This is a genomic window from Pseudomonas sp. MBLB4123 (assembly GCF_051904775.1).
Taxonomy (GTDB): Bacteria; Pseudomonadota; Gammaproteobacteria; order Pseudomonadales; family Pseudomonadaceae; genus Aquipseudomonas; species Aquipseudomonas benzenivorans_B.
Genome location: NZ_CP196711.1, coordinates 2,185,042 through 2,205,610, shown reverse-complemented (window position 1 = coordinate 2,205,610; position 20,569 = coordinate 2,185,042). Strand labels below are relative to the sequence as shown.

18 protein-coding genes are annotated in these 20,569 nt (G+C 68.2%); 6 read left to right on the top strand and 12 right to left on the bottom strand.

Annotation, left to right across the window (positions count from 1 at the left end):
• The first annotated feature begins 6 nt into the window (after nucleotides 1-6).
• Both ACSX1C_RS10225 and ACSX1C_RS10220 read left to right on the top strand, forming a co-directional pair.
• Nucleotides 7-2,163, top strand: a complete 2,157-nt coding sequence (locus tag ACSX1C_RS10225; RefSeq protein ID WP_439889335.1) for a type I secretion system permease/ATPase — start codon at nucleotides 7-9, stop codon at nucleotides 2,161-2,163.
• A gap of 28 nt (nucleotides 2,164-2,191) precedes the next feature.
• Nucleotides 2,192-3,526, top strand: coding sequence for an HlyD family type I secretion periplasmic adaptor subunit (locus ACSX1C_RS10220; protein ID WP_439889399.1), 1,335 nt, complete (start codon nucleotides 2,192-2,194; stop codon nucleotides 3,524-3,526).
• Between the two features lie 58 nt (nucleotides 3,527-3,584).
• On the opposite strand, the gene mmsB is transcribed toward ACSX1C_RS10220, so the two are convergent.
• The 5 genes from mmsB to ACSX1C_RS10195 all read right to left on the bottom strand — a co-directional run bounded on the left by mmsB (nucleotide 3,585) and on the right by ACSX1C_RS10195 (nucleotide 9,232).
• Nucleotides 3,585-4,469, bottom strand: a complete 885-nt coding sequence (mmsB, locus tag ACSX1C_RS10215; protein WP_439889334.1) for a 3-hydroxyisobutyrate dehydrogenase — start codon at nucleotides 4,467-4,469, stop codon at nucleotides 3,585-3,587.
• A 47-nt stretch (nucleotides 4,470-4,516) separates the two neighbouring features.
• Nucleotides 4,517-5,620, bottom strand: coding sequence for an enoyl-CoA hydratase/isomerase family protein (locus ACSX1C_RS10210; protein ID WP_439889333.1), 1,104 nt, complete (start codon nucleotides 5,618-5,620; stop codon nucleotides 4,517-4,519).
• A gap of 41 nt (nucleotides 5,621-5,661) precedes the next feature.
• Nucleotides 5,662-6,480: an enoyl-CoA hydratase gene (locus ACSX1C_RS10205; protein WP_439889332.1), complete on the bottom strand. Its 819-nt coding sequence runs from the start codon at nucleotides 6,478-6,480 to the stop codon at nucleotides 5,662-5,664.
• A gap of 24 nt (nucleotides 6,481-6,504) precedes the next feature.
• Nucleotides 6,505-7,668: an acyl-CoA dehydrogenase family protein gene (locus tag ACSX1C_RS10200; RefSeq protein ID WP_439889331.1), complete on the bottom strand. Its 1,164-nt coding sequence runs from the start codon at nucleotides 7,666-7,668 to the stop codon at nucleotides 6,505-6,507.
• A 70-nt stretch (nucleotides 7,669-7,738) separates the two neighbouring features.
• Nucleotides 7,739-9,232 (bottom strand): CoA-acylating methylmalonate-semialdehyde dehydrogenase, encoded by a 1,494-nt coding sequence (locus ACSX1C_RS10195; protein ID WP_439889330.1) that lies wholly within the window; start codon nucleotides 9,230-9,232, stop codon nucleotides 7,739-7,741.
• A gap of 189 nt (nucleotides 9,233-9,421) precedes the next feature.
• On the opposite strand from ACSX1C_RS10195, the gene ACSX1C_RS10190 reads away from it, so the two are divergent.
• Together ACSX1C_RS10190 and ung are read left to right on the top strand one after the other, a co-directional pair.
• Nucleotides 9,422-10,324, top strand: coding sequence for an AraC family transcriptional regulator (locus tag ACSX1C_RS10190; RefSeq protein WP_439889329.1), 903 nt, complete (start codon nucleotides 9,422-9,424; stop codon nucleotides 10,322-10,324).
• Between the two features lie 74 nt (nucleotides 10,325-10,398).
• Nucleotides 10,399-11,091 carry a uracil-DNA glycosylase gene (gene ung, locus ACSX1C_RS10185; protein WP_439889328.1) on the top strand — a complete coding sequence of 231 codons (693 nt, stop codon included), beginning with the start codon at nucleotides 10,399-10,401 and terminating at the stop codon, nucleotides 11,089-11,091.
• A 74-nt stretch (nucleotides 11,092-11,165) separates the two neighbouring features.
• Here ung and ACSX1C_RS10180 read toward each other — a convergent pair whose 3' ends face one another.
• From ACSX1C_RS10180 to ACSX1C_RS10160, 5 genes are all read right to left on the bottom strand, one after another.
• Entirely contained in the window at nucleotides 11,166-12,200 is a 1,035-nt protein-coding gene (locus ACSX1C_RS10180; RefSeq protein ID WP_439889327.1) for an AbrB family transcriptional regulator, read from the bottom strand.
• Nucleotides 12,193-13,701 carry a tripartite tricarboxylate transporter permease gene (locus ACSX1C_RS10175; RefSeq protein WP_439889326.1) on the bottom strand — a complete coding sequence of 503 codons (1,509 nt, stop codon included), beginning with the start codon at nucleotides 13,699-13,701 and terminating at the stop codon, nucleotides 12,193-12,195. Before ACSX1C_RS10175 ends, ACSX1C_RS10180 begins: the two co-directional genes overlap by 8 nt.
• Nucleotide 13,702: 1 nt before the next feature.
• The gene (locus tag ACSX1C_RS10170) at nucleotides 13,703-14,146 is read right to left on the bottom strand and encodes a tripartite tricarboxylate transporter TctB family protein (RefSeq protein ID WP_439889325.1); all 444 of its coding nucleotides are present in this window, start codon (nucleotides 14,144-14,146) and stop codon (nucleotides 13,703-13,705) included.
• Between the two features lie 171 nt (nucleotides 14,147-14,317).
• Entirely contained in the window at nucleotides 14,318-15,295 is a 978-nt protein-coding gene (locus ACSX1C_RS10165) for a Bug family tripartite tricarboxylate transporter substrate binding protein (RefSeq protein WP_439889324.1), read from the bottom strand.
• 29 nt (nucleotides 15,296-15,324) lie between these two features.
• Nucleotides 15,325-16,584 carry an OprD family porin gene (locus ACSX1C_RS10160; RefSeq protein ID WP_439889323.1) on the bottom strand — a complete coding sequence of 420 codons (1,260 nt, stop codon included), beginning with the start codon at nucleotides 16,582-16,584 and terminating at the stop codon, nucleotides 15,325-15,327.
• Nucleotides 16,585-16,812: 228 nt separating this feature from the next.
• Between ACSX1C_RS10160 and ACSX1C_RS10155 the strand changes: the two genes are divergently transcribed.
• Together ACSX1C_RS10155 and ACSX1C_RS10150 are read left to right on the top strand one after the other, a co-directional pair.
• Nucleotides 16,813-17,484 (top strand): response regulator, encoded by a 672-nt coding sequence (locus ACSX1C_RS10155; RefSeq protein WP_439889322.1) that lies wholly within the window; start codon nucleotides 16,813-16,815, stop codon nucleotides 17,482-17,484.
• 16 nt (nucleotides 17,485-17,500) lie between these two features.
• Nucleotides 17,501-18,892 (top strand): sensor histidine kinase, encoded by a 1,392-nt coding sequence (locus ACSX1C_RS10150; protein ID WP_439889321.1) that lies wholly within the window; start codon nucleotides 17,501-17,503, stop codon nucleotides 18,890-18,892.
• On the opposite strand, the gene ACSX1C_RS10145 is transcribed toward ACSX1C_RS10150, so the two are convergent.
• Both ACSX1C_RS10145 and ACSX1C_RS10140 read right to left on the bottom strand, forming a co-directional pair.
• The gene (locus ACSX1C_RS10145; protein ID WP_439889320.1) at nucleotides 18,825-19,652 is read right to left on the bottom strand and encodes a substrate-binding periplasmic protein; all 828 of its coding nucleotides are present in this window, start codon (nucleotides 19,650-19,652) and stop codon (nucleotides 18,825-18,827) included. The genes ACSX1C_RS10150 and ACSX1C_RS10145 overlap by 68 nt on opposite strands.
• Before the next feature lie 66 nt (nucleotides 19,653-19,718).
• Nucleotides 19,719-20,555: an HDOD domain-containing protein gene (locus ACSX1C_RS10140; protein WP_439889319.1), complete on the bottom strand. Its 837-nt coding sequence runs from the start codon at nucleotides 20,553-20,555 to the stop codon at nucleotides 19,719-19,721.
• Between the last annotated feature and the right edge of the window lie 14 nt (nucleotides 20,556-20,569).

Sequence of the window (20,569 nt, the reverse complement as noted above, 5' to 3'; positions counted from 1 at the left end):
AGCTTAGTGGCAGTAGACCTCAGCCAGGCCCAGACCCGTAGCGATCCACGGGATCGCTACGATGACCCGTTGCTTGACAGCCTGTTGTCGCTTTGCGGTTTTCATCAGAAGTCGGTCAGTCGGGCCATGCTCACCGCCGGCCTGCCACTGCCGGAGCAGCGCCTGACGGTCGACTTGTTGCCGCGTGCGGCGGCACGGGCCGGTTTGCAGGGTCGCTGGTTGCGTCGCGGCTTGCGGCAGATTCCGGCGTTGGCCATGCCGGCTCTGCTCCTGCTCCGCGAGGGACGTAGTGCGTTGCTGCTCGGCTGGGACGAGCAGGGCCAGGCGCGCATCATGCCGAGCGAGAGCGAGGGCGGCGAGGTGCGGGTGAGTGCCGAGATATTGGCCGAGGACTACAGTGGCCAGGTGTTTTTCGCCCAGCCGCAACACAAGTTCGACTTCAATCGCGAACAGCTCATTCCCCGGGCCGGCTCCTGGTTTCGCGACACCCTCAAGCGCTCGCGCTGGCTCTATCTGGATGCCGTCGCGGCCAGCCTGTTGATCAACCTGATCGGCCTGGCGACCCCCCTGTTCGTGATGAACGTCTACGACCGGGTGGTACCCAACCAGGCCGTGGCGACGCTCTGGGTGCTGGCTATCGGCATCTCCGGTGCCTTCCTGTTCGACCTGTTGCTCAAGACCCTGCGTGGCCTGTGCCTGGACCTGGCGGGCAAGAAGACCGACCTGATCATTTCGGCGACGCTGTTCGAGCGCATCGTCGGCATGGCCATGAAGTTCCGCCCGGCACGGGTCGGCAGCTTCGCCCAGAACATCCATGAGTTTCAGAGCCTGCGCGACTTCCTTGCCTCGCTGACCCTGGCCAGTGTGATCGACCTGCCCTTTACCCTGCTGATTCTGGCGGTCATCGCGATGATCGGCGGCCACCTGGTGTGGATTCCGTTGCTGGCGTTTCCCTTGGTGGCCCTCATCGGCTGGGCGCTGCAGCGGCCCCTGGCGCAAACCATGGAGCGCACCATGGCGCTGGCCGCCGAGCGCCAGTCCAGCCTGATCGAGAGCCTGTCCGGCCTGGACGCGGTCAAGGTCAACAATGCCGAGAGCGAGCGCCAGTACCTGTGGGAGCAGACCATCGGCGCGCTCAGTCGCCTGGAGTTGCGAGCCCGCATGCTGTCGAGCCTGGCGATGAACTCGACCCTGCTGCTGCAGCAGCTGGCAGGCGTGGTGATCATCGTGCTGGGCGTCTACCAGATCATCGAGGGCAACCTGAGCATGGGGGGGCTGATCGCCTGCTACATGCTCAGTGGCCGGGCCCTGGGGCCCTTGACCCAGTTGTCCGGCCTGCTCACTCGCTATCAGCAGGCACGGGTGACGCTCGATTCGGTCAACCAGATGATGGACCTGCCGCAGGAGCGCCAGGAAGAAGAGCGTCCGCTCAAGCGCCAGGCGCTGCAGGGGGCCGTGGAGTTCCGTCAGTTGGACTTCCATTATCCGGATCAGCAGCAGGCCGCACTGCAGAACATCAACCTGGTGGTCCGTCCCGGCGAGAAAATCGGCATCATCGGTCGTAGCGGCTCGGGCAAGAGCTCCCTGGCCAAGCTGATCGTCGGCCTCTATCAACCCGATGGCGGCAGCCTGCTGGTCGATGGCACCGATGTGCGCCAGCTGGATGTCAGCGACCTGCGCCACAACATCGGCTACGTGCCCCAGGACATCCAGCTGTTTTCCGGCACCCTGCGCGACAACCTGGTGGCCGGGGCGCGCTACGTCGAGGACGAGTTGGTGCTGCAGGCCGCCGAGCTGGCCGGGGTCCACGAATTCGCCCGGCTGCACCCGAAAGGCTACGAGCTGCAGGTCGGCGAGCGCGGGCAGAACCTGTCCGGCGGTCAGCGGCAGAATGTCGCCCTGGCCCGCGCTTTGCTGCTCGATCCGCAGATACTGCTGTTCGATGAGCCGACCAGCGCCATGGACAACACCGGCGAGGAGCGTCTCAAGCAGCGCTTGGCCGGGGTGATCGGCAACAAGACCTTGCTGCTGGTAACGCACCGCGCCTCGCTGCTCAGCCTGGTCGATCGCCTGGTGATCGTCGACCGTGGGCAGATCATCGCCGACGGGCCCAAGGGCAGCGTGATGGAAGCGCTGAAGAAGGGGCAAATCAGTGTCAGCTAAACAATCCGCGAGTCAGCCGTCCGGGGCGGTGTCTTCCTACTTCGGCAGCCGCACCGGAGTGGGCGACGAACCCTTGCCGGAGGTCAGCAAGGCGCTGATCGAGGATGCGCCCAAGGTGGTGCGACTGACCATCTGGGGGTTGATCGCCTTCGTCGCGTTCTGCCTGCTGTGGGCCCATTTCGCCGTGGTCGACGAGGTCACGCGGGGCGATGGCAAGGCGATTCCCTCCTCGCGGCTGCAGAAGATCCAGAACCTCGAGGGCGGCATCGTCGCCGAACTGTTCGTGCGCGAAGGGCAGGTAGTGGATGTCGGCGACCCGCTGCTGCGCCTGGACGATACGCGCTTTGCCTCCAACGTCGGGGAAACCGAGGCCGACCGCCTGGCGTTGCTGTTGCGCGTGGAGCGCCTCAGCGCCGAGGTGCAGGGGCGCGAGCTGGAGGTGGCCGAGGAGGTGCGGGAGAAGGCGCCGCGGCTGGCCGAGAACGAGGCGCAGCTGTTCAACAGCCGCCGCCAGCAGTTGCTGGACGAGGTGGCCGGCCTGGAGGAGCAGCTGGTTCAGCGGCGTCAGGAGCTGCGCGAGTTCGTCTCCAAGCAGGGCCAGTTCCGCAACAGTCTCAACCTGTTGCGCCAGGAAATCCGCATGTCCGAGCCGCTGGTGGCCGAGGGGGCGATCTCCCGGGTCGAGGTATTGCGCCTCAAGCGCGCGGAGGTGGAGAGCCGTGGCCAGCTGGAGGCCACCACCCTGGCCATTCCCCGGGCCGAGGCGGCGATCAAGGAGGTCGAGCGCAAGATCGACGAGACCCGCGGGCGTTTTCGCAGCGACGCCCTGGCCGAGTTGAACGAGGCGCGCACCGAGCTGAGCAAGATCCAGTCCACCGGCAAGGCCCTGGAGGACCGGGTCAACCGTACCCTGGTCACCTCGCCGGTGCGCGGCATCGTCAAGCAGCTGCTGGTCAACACCATAGGCGGGGTGATCCAGCCGGGCAGCGACCTGGTGGAGATCGTGCCGCTGGACGACAAGCTGCTGGTCGAGGCGCGAATCCGCCCCCAGGACATCGCCTTCCTGCATCCGGGCCAGGAGGCCATGGTCAAGTTCACCGCCTACGATTACACCATCTACGGCGGGCTCAAGGCCGAACTGGTGCAGATCGGCGCCGACACCGTCACCGACGATGAAGGCAACAGCTTCTACGTGATCCAACTGCGCACGGAGAAGAGCCACCTGGGTAGCGAACAGCAGCCACTGCTGATCATTCCCGGCATGGTCGCCTCGGTAGACATCATCACCGGCGAGAAGAGCATCCTCAGCTACCTGCTCAAGCCGATCATCCGCGCCCGGGCCGAGGCGCTGCGCGAGCGCTGATGGGATTGTGAGCTAATGAAAAAGCCGCAGTGATCTGCGGCTTTTTTCTGCCCCGCGGCTACTCGACGAACAGCTGCTGCACCACCGAGAAGTCCCGCTGGCCCTTGCCCTGCTTGAGCAGCAGGCGATAGAGCTGCAGGGCCAGGGCGCCCATGGGCGTGCTGCTGCCGCTGACCTGGGCCGCCTCCTGGGCCAGGCCCAGGTCCTTGGCCATCAGCTCGGCCATGAAACCGCCGGAGTAGCCCTTGGAGGCCGGGGCGTTCGCCATCACCCCGGGCCAGGGGTTGTACTTCTCCAGGGTCCAGTTGCCACCCGAGCTCTGGCGCATGATCTCGGCCAGCACCGCCGGGTCGAGGCCGTTGGCCACGCCCAGGGCCATGGCCTCGGCGGTGGCGATCATCTGCACCGCCAGCACCTGGTTATTGCACACCTTGGCCACCTGGCCGGCGCCGTCGGGGCCGGCGTGGAAGATATTCTTGCCCATGGCCTGGAAGATCGGCTGGGCCTTCTCCAGCACCGCGGCCTCGCCGCCGACCATGAAGGTCAGGGTGCCCGCCGCCGCCCCGGCGGTGCCGCCGGAGACCGGCGCATCGAGCATCTGCAGGCCGCGCTCGGCGACGGCCTGGTGCACTCTGCGCGCGGACTCCGGGGCGATGGTCGAGCACTCCAGCACCAGGGTGCCGGGCTCGAGGGCCGTGAGCAGACCATTGTCGCCCAGGTACAGGCCCTCCACGTGGCGGCTGGCCGGCAGCATGCTGATCACCACCTCCATGCCCCGTACCGCATCGGCGGCGCTGCGGGCCGCCTGGGCGCCTTCCTGTTCCAGCTCCTCGACGGCGGCCGGCACCAGGTCGAAGACCCGTAGGCCGAAGCCGGCCTTGAGCAGGTTGCGGGCCATGGGCAGGCCCATGTGGCCGAGGCCGATAAAGGCGATCTGGGTCATTGTTGTTCTCCTTGTGGATGGGTAGCTGTGCCGCCGGATGAGCGTGCCTAGAGATCGGCCAGGGGGTGTGGGCCTTCCCAGACGTCGACGAAGTGCGCCGCAATCACCTCCTCGGGGATGCTCGCGACATCCGCCCAGTGCCAGTGGGGTGCCTGATCCTTGTCGATCAGGCGGGCGCGCACGCCTTCGGGGAAGTCCGGGTGGCGGCAGCAGTTCAGGCTCATGGCGTACTCCATCTGGAACACCTGCTCCAGGGACATGCGCCGGGCCCGAGCGATCTGCTGCCAGACCAGGTGGGCGGTCAGCGGGCAGCCGGCGGCCAGGGTCTTGGCGGCGCGGGCCAGCAACGGGTCGCCGTCGTCCAGCAGGGCGGCCAGGGCGTGCCAGGCGGCCGGCAGGTCGGGGTGGTCGAGCAGCTGGTCGATGCGCTCGCGGCGCGGCAGCCATTGGGCTTCCGGCAGTTCGGCGCGGGCCTCATGCTCCAGGGCCTTGAGCAGGCTGTGCAGCTGCAGTTGCGGTTGTTCCTGCCAGTTGAGCTGGACCAGGCCCTCGATCAGCGCATCCTGTTGGTTGTCGAGCAGGAAGCGGTCGGCCAGGTCCAGGTCCAGGGCGTCGCGGGCGTTGATACCGCTGGCGGTCAGGCCGAGGAACAGGCCGAGCCGGCCGGGCAGGCGGGCGAGGAACCAGCTGCCGCCGACATCCGGGTACAGGCCGATATTGATCTCCGGCATGCCCAGGCGGCTGGACGGGGTGACGATGCGCAGGCCGGCGCCCTGCATCAGGCCCATGCCGCCGCCCAGCACATGGCCGTGGGCCCAGCAGATCAGCGGCTTGGGATAGCGGTGGATACGGTGGTCGAGGCGGTATTCGTCGGCGAAGAAGCGCCGCGCCAGGGGCGGCACCTCGCCGGGGTGGGCGCGGCACTGCTGGACCAGCTGGACCACGTCGCCGCCGGCACAGAAGGCCTTGGGACCGTTGCCGCGCAGCAGCACGCAGGCGATCCTGGGGTCCTCGGCCCAGGCCGCGAGCTGGGCGTCCAGGGCCTCGATCATCGGCAGGGTCAGGGCATTGAGGCTGCTCGAAGCATCCAGGCTGGCGATGCCGACCTGGTAGCCGTGCAGGCTGTGGTGTAGTTCGAAACTCACGTTCATGGTCGTTCTCGTCGGGCGGCCGTTGTCTGCCGCTCCCAGGGTTACTTGTTGCGCCACTGTGGCTCGCGCTTCTCCAGGAAGGCATTGACCCCCTCGCGGGTGTCGTCGGCGTCGAACAGGTCGACGAAGCGCTCGCGCTCCTCCGGTAGCCACTGGTTCGGATTGCGTTCGCGGGCGCCCTGGATCAACGGTTTGATGGTGCGTACCGCCACCGGGCTCTGCCGCGCCACCTTGGCCGCCAGCAGCAGGGCATGGTTGCGCGCCTCGCCGTTGTCGACCAGTTGCTCGACCAGGCCGATGCGCAGCGCGGTCTCGGCGTCGATGCGTTCGCCGCAGAGGATCATGCGCTTGGCCCAGCCCTCGCCGACCAGCCAGGGCAGTGCCTGGGTGCCGCCGGCGCAGGGCAGCAGGCCCACCGTGGCCTCCGGCAGGGCCATCTGCGCCTGGCGCTCGGCGATGCGCAGGTCGCAGGCCAGGGCGCATTCCAGGCCGCCGCCCATGGCGTAGCCGTTGATCGCGGCGATCGACACGCCGCGGAAGTCGCGCAGCGCCTCGAAGGCCTCGCCGAAGCGCCGCGCCATCTCGCGGGCGCGGGCCTTGTCGCCGTCGGCGAACAGATTGAGGTCGGCGCCGGCGCTGAAGAACTTGCCGCCCTGGCCGGTCACCACCAGGGCATAGATGTCGTCGTCGCGGTTGAGGTGCTCGATCAGCTGCTTGAGGCCGATCAGCGAGTCGCGGTCCCAGGTGTTGGCCGGCGGGTGGTTGAGGGTGATCAGCGCCGTGTGGCCGTGCTTCTCCACGGTGATCTTGTGGGTCAGGTCGAACAGGCCGGGGCTGTAGGGTTCCAGGGCGGTGGTCATGGGCGTCCTCGTGTCGGTATGGGGCTAGAGCAGGCGATCGAGCATGCCGCCTTGCTCGAGCAGGCGGCGGGCGATGATCACCCGCATGATCTCGTTGGTGCCTTCGAGTATCTGGTGCACGCGGCTGTCGCGTACCCAGCGCTCCAGCGGATAGTCGTTCAGATAACCATAGCCGCCGTGCAATTGCAGGGCCTCGTTGCACAGGTCGAAGCACTGGTCGGTGGCGAAGCGCTTGGCCATGGCGCAGTACAGGCTGGCTTCGCCGTGGCGGTGGTCGAGCTTGTGCGCGGCCAGGCGCACCATCTGCCGGCTGGCGGTGAGGGCGGTGAGCATGTCGGCCAGCTTGAACTGCAGGGCCTGGAATTCGCTGAGGGGCTTGCCGAACTGCTTGCGTTCCTCGACGTAGCGCAGCGCCTGCTCCAGCGCCGCCTGGGCCGCGCCCAGGGAGCAGCTGGCGATGTTCAGGCGGCCGCCGTCCAGGCCCTGCATGGCGTAGACGAAGCCCTGGCCCTCGGGGCCGATGCGGTTGCCGGCGGGAATGCGTACGCCCTCGAAGGTGATGGTGCGGGTCGGCTGGGCGCACCAGCCCATCTTCAGCTCGTTGCGGCCGTACTTCACGCCCGCGGCGTCGGCCGGCACCAGGAAGCAGGAGATGCCCTTGGCCCCCTCCTGGCCGGTGCGCGCCATCACGATCAGCACGTCGGTGGCACCGGCGCCGGAGATGAAGCACTTGCTGCCGTCGAGCACGTAGTGCTCGCCTTCGCGGCGGGCCCGGGTGGTCAGGCGCGCCGCGTCGGAGCCGGCGTCCGGCTCGGTCAGGCAGTAGGAGGCGAGCAGCTCGCCGCCGATCAGGCGCGGCAGCCAGCGGGCCTTGAGCTCGGCGTCGGCGAAGCTAGCGAGCATCCAGATGGCCATGTTGTGGATGGTCATATAGGCGGTGGTGGCCACGCAGCCGGCCGCCAGCTGCTCGAAGATCAGCGCGGCGGACAGGCGCGACAGGCCCAGGCCGCCGTCTTCCTCGTTCAGGTACAGGGCCAGGTAGCCCTGTTCGCCGGCGCGCTTGATCACCTCGAGCGGGAAGTGGTGCTCGCGGTCCCAGTCGCCGGCATGGGGCGCCAGCTCGTGACGGGCGAAGGCGCGGGCGCTGTCGACCAGCAGGCGTTGTTCATCGCTGAGTTCGAAGTCCATTGCGGATCCTTGTGAGATTCGGTGGCGCAGAGGCTCGAACCAGGCCGGCGGCTGGCCGGCCCGGCGCGCATCATTTCAGGTGGATGGTCATGTTCGGTCCCGTGACCGGCGACTCGTCGAACCAGCGGGTGGTGACCGTCTTGGTCTCGGTGTAGAAGCGCACGCCCTGCTTGCCGTAGGCGTGCAGGTCGCCGTAGAACGAGCCCTTCCAGCCGGTGAAGGAGAAGAACGGCAGCGGCACCGGAATCGCCACGTTGATGCCGACCTGGCCGACCTCCACCGCGTGCTGGTAGTGGCGGGCGGCGCCGCCGGAGCGGGTGAAGATCGAGGTGCCGTTGCCGTAGGGGCTGGCGTTGACCAGGGCGATGGCCTCGTCCAGGGTGTCGACTTCCATGCACACCAGCACCGGGCCGAAGATCTCCTCGCGGTACAGGCCCATCTTGGCGGTCACCCCGCGGAACAGGGTGGGGCCGAGCCAGTTGCCGTCGGGGTAGCCTTCCACCGTGCAGTGCGAGCCGTCCAGCAGGCACTCGGCGCCCTCGGCCTTGCCCTCGGCGATCAGGCGCAGCACGCGCTGCCTGGCCTGCTGGCTGATCAGCGGGCCGAAGGCGGCATGGGGATCGGTCCAGGGGCCGGGGCGCAGCTCGGCCATCTGCGCGCCCAGCTCCTCGATCCACTGCTTCGATTCGCCGACGAACACCGCCACGCTGATGGCCATGCAGCGCTGGCCGGCGGCGCCGCAACTGGCGCCGACCAGGTTGCTGAGCACCTGGTCCTTGTTGGCGTCGGGCAGAATCACCATGTGGTTCTTGGCCCCGGCGAAGGCCTGCACGCGCTTGAGGTGGGCGGTGCCGGTGCGGTAGATGTGCTGGCCCACCGGCACCGAGCCGACGAAGGAGATGGCGCGGATGTCCGGGTGGGTGAGCAGACTGTCGACCACCTCGCGGCCGCCGTGCAGCACCTGCAGCACGCCGGCGGGGGCGCCGGCCTCGATGAACAGCTCGGCCAGGCGGTTGGGGGTCAGCGGGTCCTGCTCCGAGGGCTTGAGGATGAAGGTGTTGCCGGCGGCGATGGCCAGGGGAAACATCCACAGCGGGATCATCGCCGGGAAGTTGAACGGGGTGATCCCGGTGCACACGCCCAGGGGCTGGATCCAGCTGGCGGTGTCGATATCGCGGGCCACGTTCTCGGCGGTCTCGCCCATCATCAGGCTGGCGATGTTGGCCGCCTGCTCGACCACCTCGATGCCGCGCCAGACGTCGCCCTTGGCGTCGGCGATGGTCTTGCCGGTTTCCCCGGCGAGGATCTCGGCCAACTCGTCGTGGTGCTCCTTGAGCAGGTGCTGGTAGCGCAGCATCAGGCGCGCGCGCTCCGGTACCGGCACCTCGCGCCAGGTCAGGAAGGCGGCCTTGGCGCTGGCCACGGCGGCCTCGATCTCCTCGGCGGTGGCCTTGGGCGCCAGGGCCAGCACCTCCTGGGTCGCCGGGTCGGTGACTTCGATGAACTCGCGGGCGCGGCTTTCGCGCCACTGTCCTTCGATCAACTGCGGAATTGCCTTGGCCATTGCTCTCTCCTGGTGGCGGCTGCGCTGGGCAGCCGGGTGTCGTTCCTTAACTGTTATAGCCGCCGGAGCCACGCTTGTGGATTGACGATCTTGGCCATTAGATGGACGATCTTGGGATTGGATCTGTGCAGGGGGCGGTCGCCGCCCTGGTGTACGTAGCGTCTATAGGGCCTAAGGGGGTTGGCAGCCATGGCGATGGATAAAAACAGCACGAGCCCTCGGGTCGACACCTCCAACTGGCCGTTGCCGGCCAATGGCGTGCGTTTCATCACCCCGCCGCGCCTGCGCCGGCTATTGGCTCGTCATCCCCTGGCCCAGGGCTGCTATCCGCTGGCCCTGGGTTTCTACCCGGAGGCCCTGGGGCACCGCATGAGCCGGCCGGCGCCGAGCGATCACCTGTTGGTCTACTGCCGCGCCGGCCAGGGCTGGTTGGAAACCGCGGAAGGCCGCCAGGCGGTCGGCGGCGGCGACCTGCTGCTGCTGCCCAAGGGCCAGGCCCATGTCTACGGCGCCGACCCCGAGCGGCCCTGGACGCTGTACTGGGTGCACTTCGACGGCGAGCTGGCGGTGGACTTCCTGCGCCCCCTGGGCAAGGGGCCGCTGTGGCGTATCGGCGTGCAGCCGCGCCTGCTGGCCGAGTTCGATGCACTGCTGGGCCTGCGCAAGCAGGGCCTGAGCCTGCCGCACTTCATCTACGCCGCGCACCAGTTGCAGGCGCTGCTGGCTTCCCTGGCGGTGCTGCCGGCGCGGGCCCAGCTCAAGTCCGGGCGGGTGCTGGACGTCGACGCGGTGCAGGCGGTGATGCGCGCCCACCTGCACGGTTCGCTCAACCTCGACGAGCTGGCGGCGCAGTTCAAGCTGTCGCGCTTCCACTTCGCCAAGACCTACCGCGCCCTGACCGGCCATGCGCCGATCCAGGACTTCATCCAGCTGAAGATGGCCCACGCCTGCCGCCTGCTCGACGAGGGCGAGCAGGGCATCCGCCAGGTCGCCGAGCAGCTGGGCTACGAGGACGTCTATTACTTCTCGCGGCTGTTCCGCAAGGTGGTGGGCATGGCGCCCAGCCACTACCGGGCGCTGCACCAGGGCTGAGGCCCTGCCTTGACTTGCGTCGAGGGCTTCTCTAGCGTGCCGTCTCCCTTTGCCCGCGAGTCCAGGAATCAGGCATGACCGCTGTCGACAACATCAAGCTCGAAGCCGGCTGGAAACAGGCCCTGCGCGAGGAATTCGACAAACCTTACATGAAGAGCCTCGGCGACTTCCTGCGCCAGGAGAAGGCCGCCGGCAAGGAGATCTACCCGCCGGGGCCGCTGATCTTCAACGCGCTGAACTCCACGCCGCTGGACCGGGTCAGGGTGGTGATCATCGGCCAGGACCCCTACCACGGCCCGGGCCAGGCCCATGGCCTGTGCTTCTCGGTGCAGCCGGGGGTGCCGACGCCGCCCTCCTTGCTGAACATCTACAAGGAGCTCAAGCGCGACCTGAACATCGACATCCCGGGCCACGGCTGCCTGCAGCACTGGGCCGAGCAGGGCGTGCTGCTGCTCAACACCTCGCTCACCGTCGAGCGCGGCATCGCCGGTTCCCACGCCGGCAAGGGCTGGCACGCCTTCACCGACAGGGTGATCGAGACCGTCAGCCAGCAGTGCGAGCACCTGGTGTTCCTGCTGTGGGGCGCCCATGCCCAGAGCAAGCAGCGCCTGATCGACCCGACCCGGCACCTGGTCCTGCGCTCGCCGCACCCCTCGCCGCTGTCCGCCCACCGTGGCTTCCTCGGCAACGGCCACTTCGGCCGCACCAACAAGTTCCTCGAACAGCACGGCCTGGCGCCGATCGACTGGCGGCTGCCCGAGTCCTGAGGGGCCGCCGGCATCGAAAAAAGAGCCCGCACGAGGCGGGCTAAGCGTGGTCACGATTCTCGCGGCGGCAGCCCTCAGCTGCGTTGCCACAGGCGGAACAGCGGCTCGGCCAGGAACATCACCAGAAACAGGCGCAGCACCTGCAGCGCGGTGACCAGCGCCACCGACAGCTGCAGGGCCTCGGCGGTCAGGCACAGCTCGGTGATGCCGCCGGGCATCATGCCCAGCATCAGCGAGCTGCCATTCTGCCCGGCCAGCAGGCCGAGGCCGCTGGCCAGCAGGACGGCGCCGAGCATGGCCAGCAGGCAGAACAGCAGGATGCGGCCGAGGAAGGCCGGGGCGCTGCGGAAGAAGGCGCGATCGAAGTGGCAGCCCAGGGCGCAGCCGATCAGCCACTGGCCCGCCTGGCCGAGACCTTGCGGCAGGCCCAACTGCAGGTCGAAGGCGACGCTGGCGATGGCGCAGACGCTCAAGGGGCCGAGCATCCAGGGATTGGGCTGCTTGAGCTTTCTCCACAGCAGCGCCAGCAGGGCGCCGGCCGGCAACAGGGCGACCAGCCAGGGCCAGTCCACCGGCGCCGGTGCGGGTGCCTCCACCGCCGGCAGGCTCCAGGCGAACAGCGCCGGCACCAGCAGCACCACCAGCAGCAGGCGCAGGCTGTGCGCCGCGGCGACCCGGGCGATCTGCGCGTCGTGGCGCTGGGCCAGGTTGACCATCTCGCTGGCACCGCCGGGCATGCTGGCGAAGAACGCCGTGGCGCGGTCGATCCCGGCCTGGCGCAGCAGGGCGATGCCGATCAGGCTCAGTAGCAGGGTGCCGACCGCGCCGGCGAGGATCAGGGCGAAGTGGCCGAGCAGTTGCGTCATCACCGCGCCGGTGAAGTGCAGGCCGATGCCGCTGGCCACCAGCCATTGGCCGGTCTGTCGGCCGCCCGGCAGTTCGCCGATCAGCCAGCCGCCGCAGCGCGCCGCGATCACCGCCAGCAGCGAGCCGATGATCCACGGCAGCGGCCAGCCGATCAGGCTGGCCAGGGTGCCGCCGGCCAGGCCGACCAGCGGCGTGGCCCACCAGCGGCGCCAGCCCGGCGGTGAGGCGGTCCGATCAGGCATTGGCCAGGCGCGCCTTGGTGCGTCCGCGCATCCAGCGCAGGCCCGGCATGGCCAGCATCAGCGCGGCCAGCGCCCACAGGCACAGGGCGATCGGGCTGGACCAGAGGATGCCCAGCTCGCCTGCGGAAATCGACAGGGCGCGGCGCAGGTTGTCCTCCATCAGCTCGCCGAGGACGAAGCCTAAGATCACCGCCGACAGCGGGAAGTCCAGCTTGCGCAGGATGTAGCCGAACACCCCGAGGCCGATCATCAGCAGCAGGTCGAAGGTGGTGCTGTGCACGGCGTACACGCCGACCATGCTGATCACCGTGATGCCCGGCACCAGAATCCAGTTGGGCACGCTGAGCATGCGCGAGAACAGGCCGATCAGCGGGATGTTCATCACCAGCAGGATGACGTTGCCGATGAACAGCGAGGCGATCAGGCCCCAGACCACGTCCGGCTGCTGCTCGAACAGCATCGGCCCGGGGGTGATGTTGTACAGCGCCAGGGCGCCGATCATCACCGCGGTGGTGCCCGAGCCCGGCACGCCGAGGGTCAGCATGGGGATCAGCGAGCCGCAGGCCGAGGCGTTGTTGGCCGCCTCCGGGGCAGCCAGGCCGCGCAGGTCGCCGTCGCCGAACTTGCCGCCGCTGCCGGCCAGGCGCTTCTCGGTCATGTAGGTCATGGCGCTGGCGATGGTCGCGCCGGCGCCGGGCAGGGTGCCGATGACGAAGCCGGCCAGGGCGCTGCGCAGCATGGTCCAGACCGTGGCGCAGAACTCCTTGAGGTTGAACAGCAGGCGTCCGCTGGTCTTCACCGCCTTCTGCCCGGCATGGGTGTTCTCCAGCATCACCAGGATCTCGCTGACGCTGAAGAAGCCGATCACCACGATGATGAACTGGATGCCGTCGGACAGGCTGACGCTGCCGAAGGTGAAGCGGTACACCCCGGTGGTGGAGTCGACGCCGACCGTGGCCAGGGCCAGGCCGATCAGAGCCGCCATCAGGGTCTTGACCGGCTTGTCGCCGACCATGCCGCCGAGGCAGGCGATGGCGAAGATCATCAGCACGAAATACTCGGCAGGGCCGAAGGCCACCGCCCACTTGGCCAGCAGCGGGGCGAACAGCACCACGCCGCAGGTGGCGACGATGCTGCCGACGAAGGAGCTGACCGCCGACAGCGACAGGGCGATGCCGGCCTTGCCCTGGCGCGCCAGGGGGTAGCCGTCGAGGGTGGTCATCACCGCCGCGGCGTCGCCCGGCACGTTGAGCAGGATGGCGGAGATGCGCCCGCCGTACTCGCAGCCCAGGTACACCGCGGCCAGCAGGATCAGCGCGGTCTCCGGCGGCAGGCCGAAGGCGAAGGCCAGGGGCAGCAGCAGGGCCACTCCGTTGATCGGGCCGAGGCCCGGCAGCAGGCCGACCACGGTGCCGACGAAGGCGCCGAACAGCGCCACCAGCAGGTTGTCCGGGCGGGTGGCGACGTCGAAGCCTTGGCTCAGAAAGTGTAGGGTTTCCATCTCAGCTCTCCACGAAAACTTCTAACAGGCCGAGCGGCAGCGGCACGTCCAGCGCGAGGTCGAACAGGCCATAGAGCAGCACGCCCATCAGCACGCCGCTGAGGGCGCAGGGCAGCAGGCGGCCGGTGAACAGCAGGCCGAGGGCGAAGGTCGCCAGGGCCGTGCTGAGGACGAAGCCCAGGGCCTCGAACAGCAGGGCGTAGGCCAGCAGGGCCAGCACGCATAGCAGCGTGCGTTTGACGCTGGGCAGGTGCAGCTGGAGCTGCGTGGCGCCGGGCTTGAACAGCAGCCACAGGCTGCCGGCGGCCATCAGGCCGAGCAGCAGCAGGGGGTAGGCGCGCGGGCCGACCGGGTCGTAGGCGAAGGGCGCCTGGAAGCCCCAGGCGAGAACGGCGAGCCCGGCGCACAGCAGCAGCCAGGTCGCGGCAAATAGACGGACGTACATAGCGGGATACCTGAGAACTGTAGGATGGGTCGGACCGCACAGGTCGAGCGCAGCGATACCCGCGCAGCTGGTCCGAGGGCGGGCATATGCCGCCCTGGGCCGCTCGCATGGGGTGCACCGTTGTGCGGCTAACCTACGCGGCCCGACCCATCCTACGAAGTGGCGGACGCGTTACTGCACCAGGCCGAACTCGCCGGCCAGGGCCTTGTACTCCTCGACCTGCTTGAGCACGAAGGCGTTCAGCTCGTCGCCGGTCAGGGCCAGGGGCAGCAGGTCACGCTGCTCGCGCAGTTGGGCGAAGTCCTCGCTGGCCAGCAGGGCATCGAACTGCTGCTTCCACCAGCCGTACTGCTCGTCGCTGACCTCGGGGCCGACGTAGAAGCCGCGGATCACCGGCCAGCTGATGTCGTAGCCCTGCTCCTTGGCGGTGGGAATGTCGGCCAGCTTGCCCGGCAGGCGCTCGTCGGCCAGCACCGCGAGGATGCGCACCTTGTTCGCCGCCAGCTGCGGGGTGACTTCGCCCAGGCCGCTGCTGGTCACCTGGACATGGCCGCCGAGCATGGCGGTGAGGGTCTCGCCGCCGCCCTCGAAGGCCACGTAGCGCAGGTTCTTCGGGTCGATGCCGGCGGCGCGGGCGATCAGTGCGGTCTGCATCCAGTCCTGGCCGCCGATGGTGGCGCCGGCGCCGAAGACGATGCTCGACGGGTCCTTCTTCAGCGCCTCGACCAGGTCGTCCAGGCTCTGGTAGGGCGAGTCGGCGCGCACGGTGATGGCGCCGTAGTCGGTGCCGACCGCGGCCAGCCAGCGCACGGCGTTCTCGTCGTAGCGGCCGAACTTGCCCTGGGCCAGGTTGAGCAAGGATCCGCTGGAGAAGGCGACTATGGTGCCCGGGTCGTCGGCGCGCTGGGCGACCACCGCGTTGTAGGCCACCGCGCCGACGCCGCCGGGCATGTAGGTGACGCGCATCGGCGCCTTGAGCAGACCGCCGTCCTTGAGGCCGCTCTGGGCCAGCTTGCAGGTCAGGTCGAAGCCGCCGCCGGGCTTGGCCGGGGCGATGCACTCGGGGCGCTTGGGTTCGCCGGCCAGCAGCTGGCCGGCGAAGGTCAGGCAGGCGGCGGCCAGGGCGAGGCGGGTGAAGGCAGTTTTCATGGTGGAGTCCTCTCGATTGTTATTGTGGATCAGAGAATCGGCAGGGTGTAGCCGATGACTACTCGGTATTCGTCCGAGTCGCGGGCGAAGTCGGAGCGGAAGTTTGCGTTACGCAGGCGCACGAAGAGATTCTTGACCGGGCCGCTCTGCACCACGTACTTGACCTCGAAGTTGCTCTCCCTTTCGTCGCCACGCTCGTTGCTGCCGATGATTCGCGCGTCGCTGCCCTTGATGTAGCGAGCGAAGGCCGTCAGGCCGGGCACGCCCAGGGCGGTGAAGTCGTAGTCGTAGCGCACCGACCAGGATTTTTCGTCAGGGTTGGCGTAGTCGTTGGCGGAGTCATTGACCAGGTAGGGGTCGCTGCCGGCGATGTAGGCATAGCCGGTGTCGCCGCTCATGTCCTGATAGGCCAGGCTCAGCTTGTGGCCGCTGTGGGCGTAGCTGAGCACGCCGTTCAGCGCGCGGTTGTCGACCTCGCCGGCCTTGGCCGCACCGCTGTCGTCGCTGAGCATCAGGCGCAGGTCGGCGGCCAGGGTGCCGCCGGCCAGGGGGTAGCTGGCCAGCAGGTTGAAGAAGTTCTGCCGGTAGACGTCCTCGAGCTCGGCATGGAAGTAGCGGCCTTTTAGGTTCTGGTTGAACTGGTAGTCGAGACCGAGCAAGTCGAGGTGGTCGGCGGTCACCCCGGCGTAGCGGCCATTCTTGCTTTCGAGCTGCAGATCCTCGGCGTCGGTCGAGGCGCGGTCGATGGCCTTGTCCAGGCGCCCGCCGGTGAAGGTCAGGCCCTCCACTTCGGAGGACGTCAGCAGGCCACCCTCGAATACCTGGGGCAGCAAGCGGCTGTCGTTGGCCACTACCACCGGCAGGACGGGGCTGTGCGAACCGTAGCGCAGCTCGGTGGCGGAGACCTTGACCTTGGCGGTCAGGCCCAGCCGACCAAATTCGTCCGGTGCCTTGCCGTCGTCATGCTTTGGCAGTAGGCCGGTTCTGGTGCGGTCGGCGCTGGAGTCCAGTTTGATGCCCAGCAGGCCCTGGGCGTCGAGGCCGAAGCCGACTGGGCCTTCGGTGTAGCCGGACTGTACGTTGAGCCAGAAGCTCTGGCCCCACTCCTCGCGCTTGTTCTGGCCATCGCCTTCGCGATAGTCACGGTTCAGGTAGATGTTGGTGGTCTTCAGGTTGGCAGAACTGTCAGCGATGAAGTCGGCCTGAGCAGCAGGGCTGAGCAGGGTTGCGGCTATGGCGAGGCTGAGCAGATGGACTGGCGCAATGGCCTTGGTCGATGCGAATAGCATCCTGTGGTCTCCAGTTGTTGTTTTTGTCACGGTCGTGCACCACTGCGCGAGCCGTTCTGGTCGGTGGATCGAGCCACCTGCAGCCGATGCTAGGCGGGCAAGCTTTCGCCAAGCTTTCACCGCGGAAAGTTTTCCCATGCCGCTTAATGCCGCGCACTTGGATGATTCACAGCGCCGAGCGCGGCGCTACACTGCGCACCTGAACGAGCATTGGCGCTGGAGGTGAGGGTGCGAATCCTGCTGGTCGAAGACCATCCGCAACTGGCGGCGAGCGTGGCTCAGGCCTTGAAAGGGGCCGGCTGGACGGTGGACGTGCTGCACGATGGGGTCGCCGCCGACCTGGCCCTGAGCAGCGAGGACTACGCCCTGGCGATCCTCGACATCGGCTTGCCGCGGCTGGACGGCTTCGCGGTGCTGGCCCGCCTGCGCGACCGTGGCAAGACCCTGCCGGTGCTGATGTTGACCGCCCGCGGCGAGGTCAGTGACCGGGTGCACGGGCTCAACCTGGGCGCCGACGACTACCTGGCCAAGCCCTTCGAACTGAGCGAGCTGGAGGCGCGGGTCAAGGCCCTGCTGCGGCGCAGCCTGCTCGGCGGCGAGCAGCAGCAGCGTTGTGGCGCGTTGCTCTATGACCTGGGCACCCGGCGCTTCAGCCTGCGCGGCGAGCCCCTTAGCCTGACCTCCCGCGAGCAGGCGGTGCTGGAGGCGATGATCGCCCGGCCGGGGCGGGTGATGAGCAAGGAACAGCTGGCCGCCCAGGTATTCGGCCTGGACGAGGAGGCCAGCAGCGATGCCATGGAGATCTACGTGCATCGCCTGCGCAAGAAGCTCGAGGGCAGCGGCGTGCGCATCGTCACCTTCCGCGGCCTGGGTTATCTGTTGGAAGCCGTCGATGACTGAGGGCCGGAGGCCGGCGGTGAACAGGCCGGGCAGCCTGCGCGGGCGGCTGCTGCGGCGCCTGGCGCTGCTGCTGGCGCTGATCCTGCTGCTCAGCAGCCTGAGCGCCTACTGGAGCGCACGGCGCGCCGCCGATACCGCCTACGACCGTACCCTGCTGGCCTCGGCACGGGCCATCGCCGACGGCCTGTACAGCGACGACGGCCGGCTCAAGGCCAACGTGCCCTACGTGGCCCTGGACACCTTCGCCTACGACAGCGCCGGGCGCATCTATTACCAGGTGCTGGACCCGAACGGAGCCCTGGTCTCCGGTTACCAGGGGCTGCCTGAACCCCCGTCTGGCACCCGGCGTACCGATGACTACCCGGCTTTGGCGCGTTTCTACGACGGCCAGTTCCGCGGTCAGGGCGTGCGCCTGGTCAGCCTGTTGCAGCCGGTCAGCGAGCCGCAGCTCAACGGCATCGCCGAGATCCGTGTGGCCGAGACCCAGGGTGCCCGCGAGCGCATGGCCCGCGAGCTGCTGCTCGGCACCCTGTGGCGCATGGGTGCGTTGTCGCTCAGCGCGCTGCTGCTGGTGTGGCTGGCGGTCAGCGCCGCGCTACGGCCGCTGGAGAGCCTGCGCCGGGCCGTGGCCGAGCGCGGCAGCGATGACCTGCGGCCATTGCCCGACGATGAGTTGCCGCGGGAGCTACGGCCGCTGGTGCAGGCCCTCAACCAGTTCAATGAGCGTCTGCGCGGCCTGTTCGAGCGCCAGTCGCAGTTCATCGCCGAGGCCGCCCACGAGCTGCGCACGCCCCTGGCGGCGCTCAAGGCGCGGGTCGAACTGGGCCTGCGCGCGCAGCAGCCGCAGGAGTGGCGCGGCACCCTGGAGGAGGCCGCGCAGAACACCGAACGCCTGACTCAGCTGGCCAACCAGCTGCTGTCCCTGGCGCGCATCGAGAGCGGGGCCCGGGCCATTGCCGAGGGCGGCGCGCAGCGCCTGGACCTCAGCCAGTTGGCCCGCGAGCTGGGCCTGGCCCTGGCGCCCCTGGCCCATGCCCGCGGCATCGCCCTGGCCCTGGAGGCCGAGCAGTCGGTGTGGCTGCGGGGCGAGCCGACGCTACTCAACGAGTTGCTGTGCAATCTGGTCGACAATGCCCTGGCCCATACCCCGGCGGGCGGCAACGTCGTGGTGCGGGTGCTGCCGCCGGCCGTGCTGGAGGTGCAGGACGATGGGCCGGGGATTCCCGCCGAAGAGCGCGAGAAGGTGTTCCAGCGCTTCTATCGTGGCGGCCGCGGGGGGGATGGGGTCGGACTGGGGCTGGCCATAGTCGGGGAGGTCTGCCGCGCGCACCGGGCGCGCATCAGCCTGCATCAGGCGCAGCCGTGCGGTCTGCTGGTGCGGGTGGAGTTTGCTCAGGAGGCGGGCTGACCTGGGGAATCATGCTCAGTGGCTGCCGTGCTTCCAGCAGCCACCGAGCGATCTTGCCGTTCTCGTGCAGGCGTGCCAGGCCGTTATTGAAGCGCGCCATCAGCTCGGCGTTAGCGGCGATCCTGCGCGACAGCAAGAGATGCAGGCTGTGACTGCTCAGCGGCAGGGGATGAAAGCTCAATTGCGCCCGCTCGGCGCTGGTGAAGCGCTGGGCCAGCAGGCTCGAGGCGGCTAGGCGGGAAAGCGGGAACAGGTCGATCCGTCCCGCCAGCAATTGGCGCAGGGCGACTTCATCGCTGTTGATACGCTGGACATTCAGCCGGCCGGTCGACTCGGCCCGCTCGAAGGCCTTGCCGTAATAGTAGCCACGGGTGGCACCGATTCGCAGGCCCCGGAGATCGTCGAGGGTCTGCCAGGCGAACTCCACGGACTTGCGGTGGAGTAGATGGGTCTGGGTTTCAAGCACCGGGTCGCTGATGAAAAACAGGCGCTCGCGTTCGGCGTTGCGTCGCCACAGTGCGGTGCCGGCGCGCTGGCCTTGGGTGGCCAGCTGCATGGCGCGCGCCCAGGGCAGGAACTCCCACCGCACCTCGATGCCTTCGAGGGCGAAGGCTTCCGTGACGATCTGTGAGGCTACACCTTGCTTTGGCAGCTCCGCGCCGTGGAAAGGCGGCCATTCGCCGCTGGTCAAACGCAGCTGTTGTGCCGCCTCCACGCCGCTGCCCAGGAGCAAGGAGAACAGCAGCATCACAACGCGCATATGGCAGGTCCCTTAACCGAATGACTCCAAGTCTAGTGGCCGATTGCGCGCCACGACGCATTCAACTCACTGCAGCATGCCCATGGCGGCGTCCATGGCGGCGGAGAGGTCCTCGTCTTCCTGCATGTCGACGTGCGGGTCGAGGCCGAGCTTGGCGAAGGCCGGAATCTTGCTCCAATCCAGCTGGGTATAGGGGTGCTGGCTGCCCAGGTAGCTCTGCAGGGTGGCGACCTGGACGATGTCGACGTAGTCGGCCTTGGCGCTGTCGCGGCCGAAGTCCAGGTGCTGGCTGGGCACCTGGGCGATCGGCTCGGGGAATTCCCAGGTGCGCAGGATCTTGTCGCCGATGATCGGATGGATCTTCTCGATCACGTGGTTGAGGCTGATCGAGTCGGCCAGCAGCTCGCTGTGCTCCTCGGCATAGGTGAGGATCGGCAGCACGCCGATCTGGTGCACCAGGCCGGCGAGGGTGGCCTGGTCCGGCATCAGGCGGGTGTAGTGGCGGCATAGCACGTGACAGATGCCGGCGATCTCCGTGCTCTTGTTCCACACCTCGCGCATCTTGCGGTCGACCACGTCGGAGGTGGCCTGGAACATCTGCTCCATGGCCAGGCCGGTGGCCAGGTTGCTGGTGTAGTTGATGCCCAGGCGGCCCACCGCCATCTGCAGGTCGGTGATCTCCTTGTTGGTCCGCAGCAGCGGGCTGTTGACCACCTTGATGATGCGCGCGGTCAGGGCCGCATCGTTGCCGATCACCTTGCTCAGCTGGGGGATGCCGATGTTCGGGTCTTCGGCGGCCTCGCGCACCTTCAGGGCGACCTCCGGCAGGGTGGGCAGCACCAGTTCATCGTTGTCGATGGCCTGCAGCAGTTCTTCTTGGACTTTCTCGGCGAGCTTGCTCATGCGCGGTTCTCTTC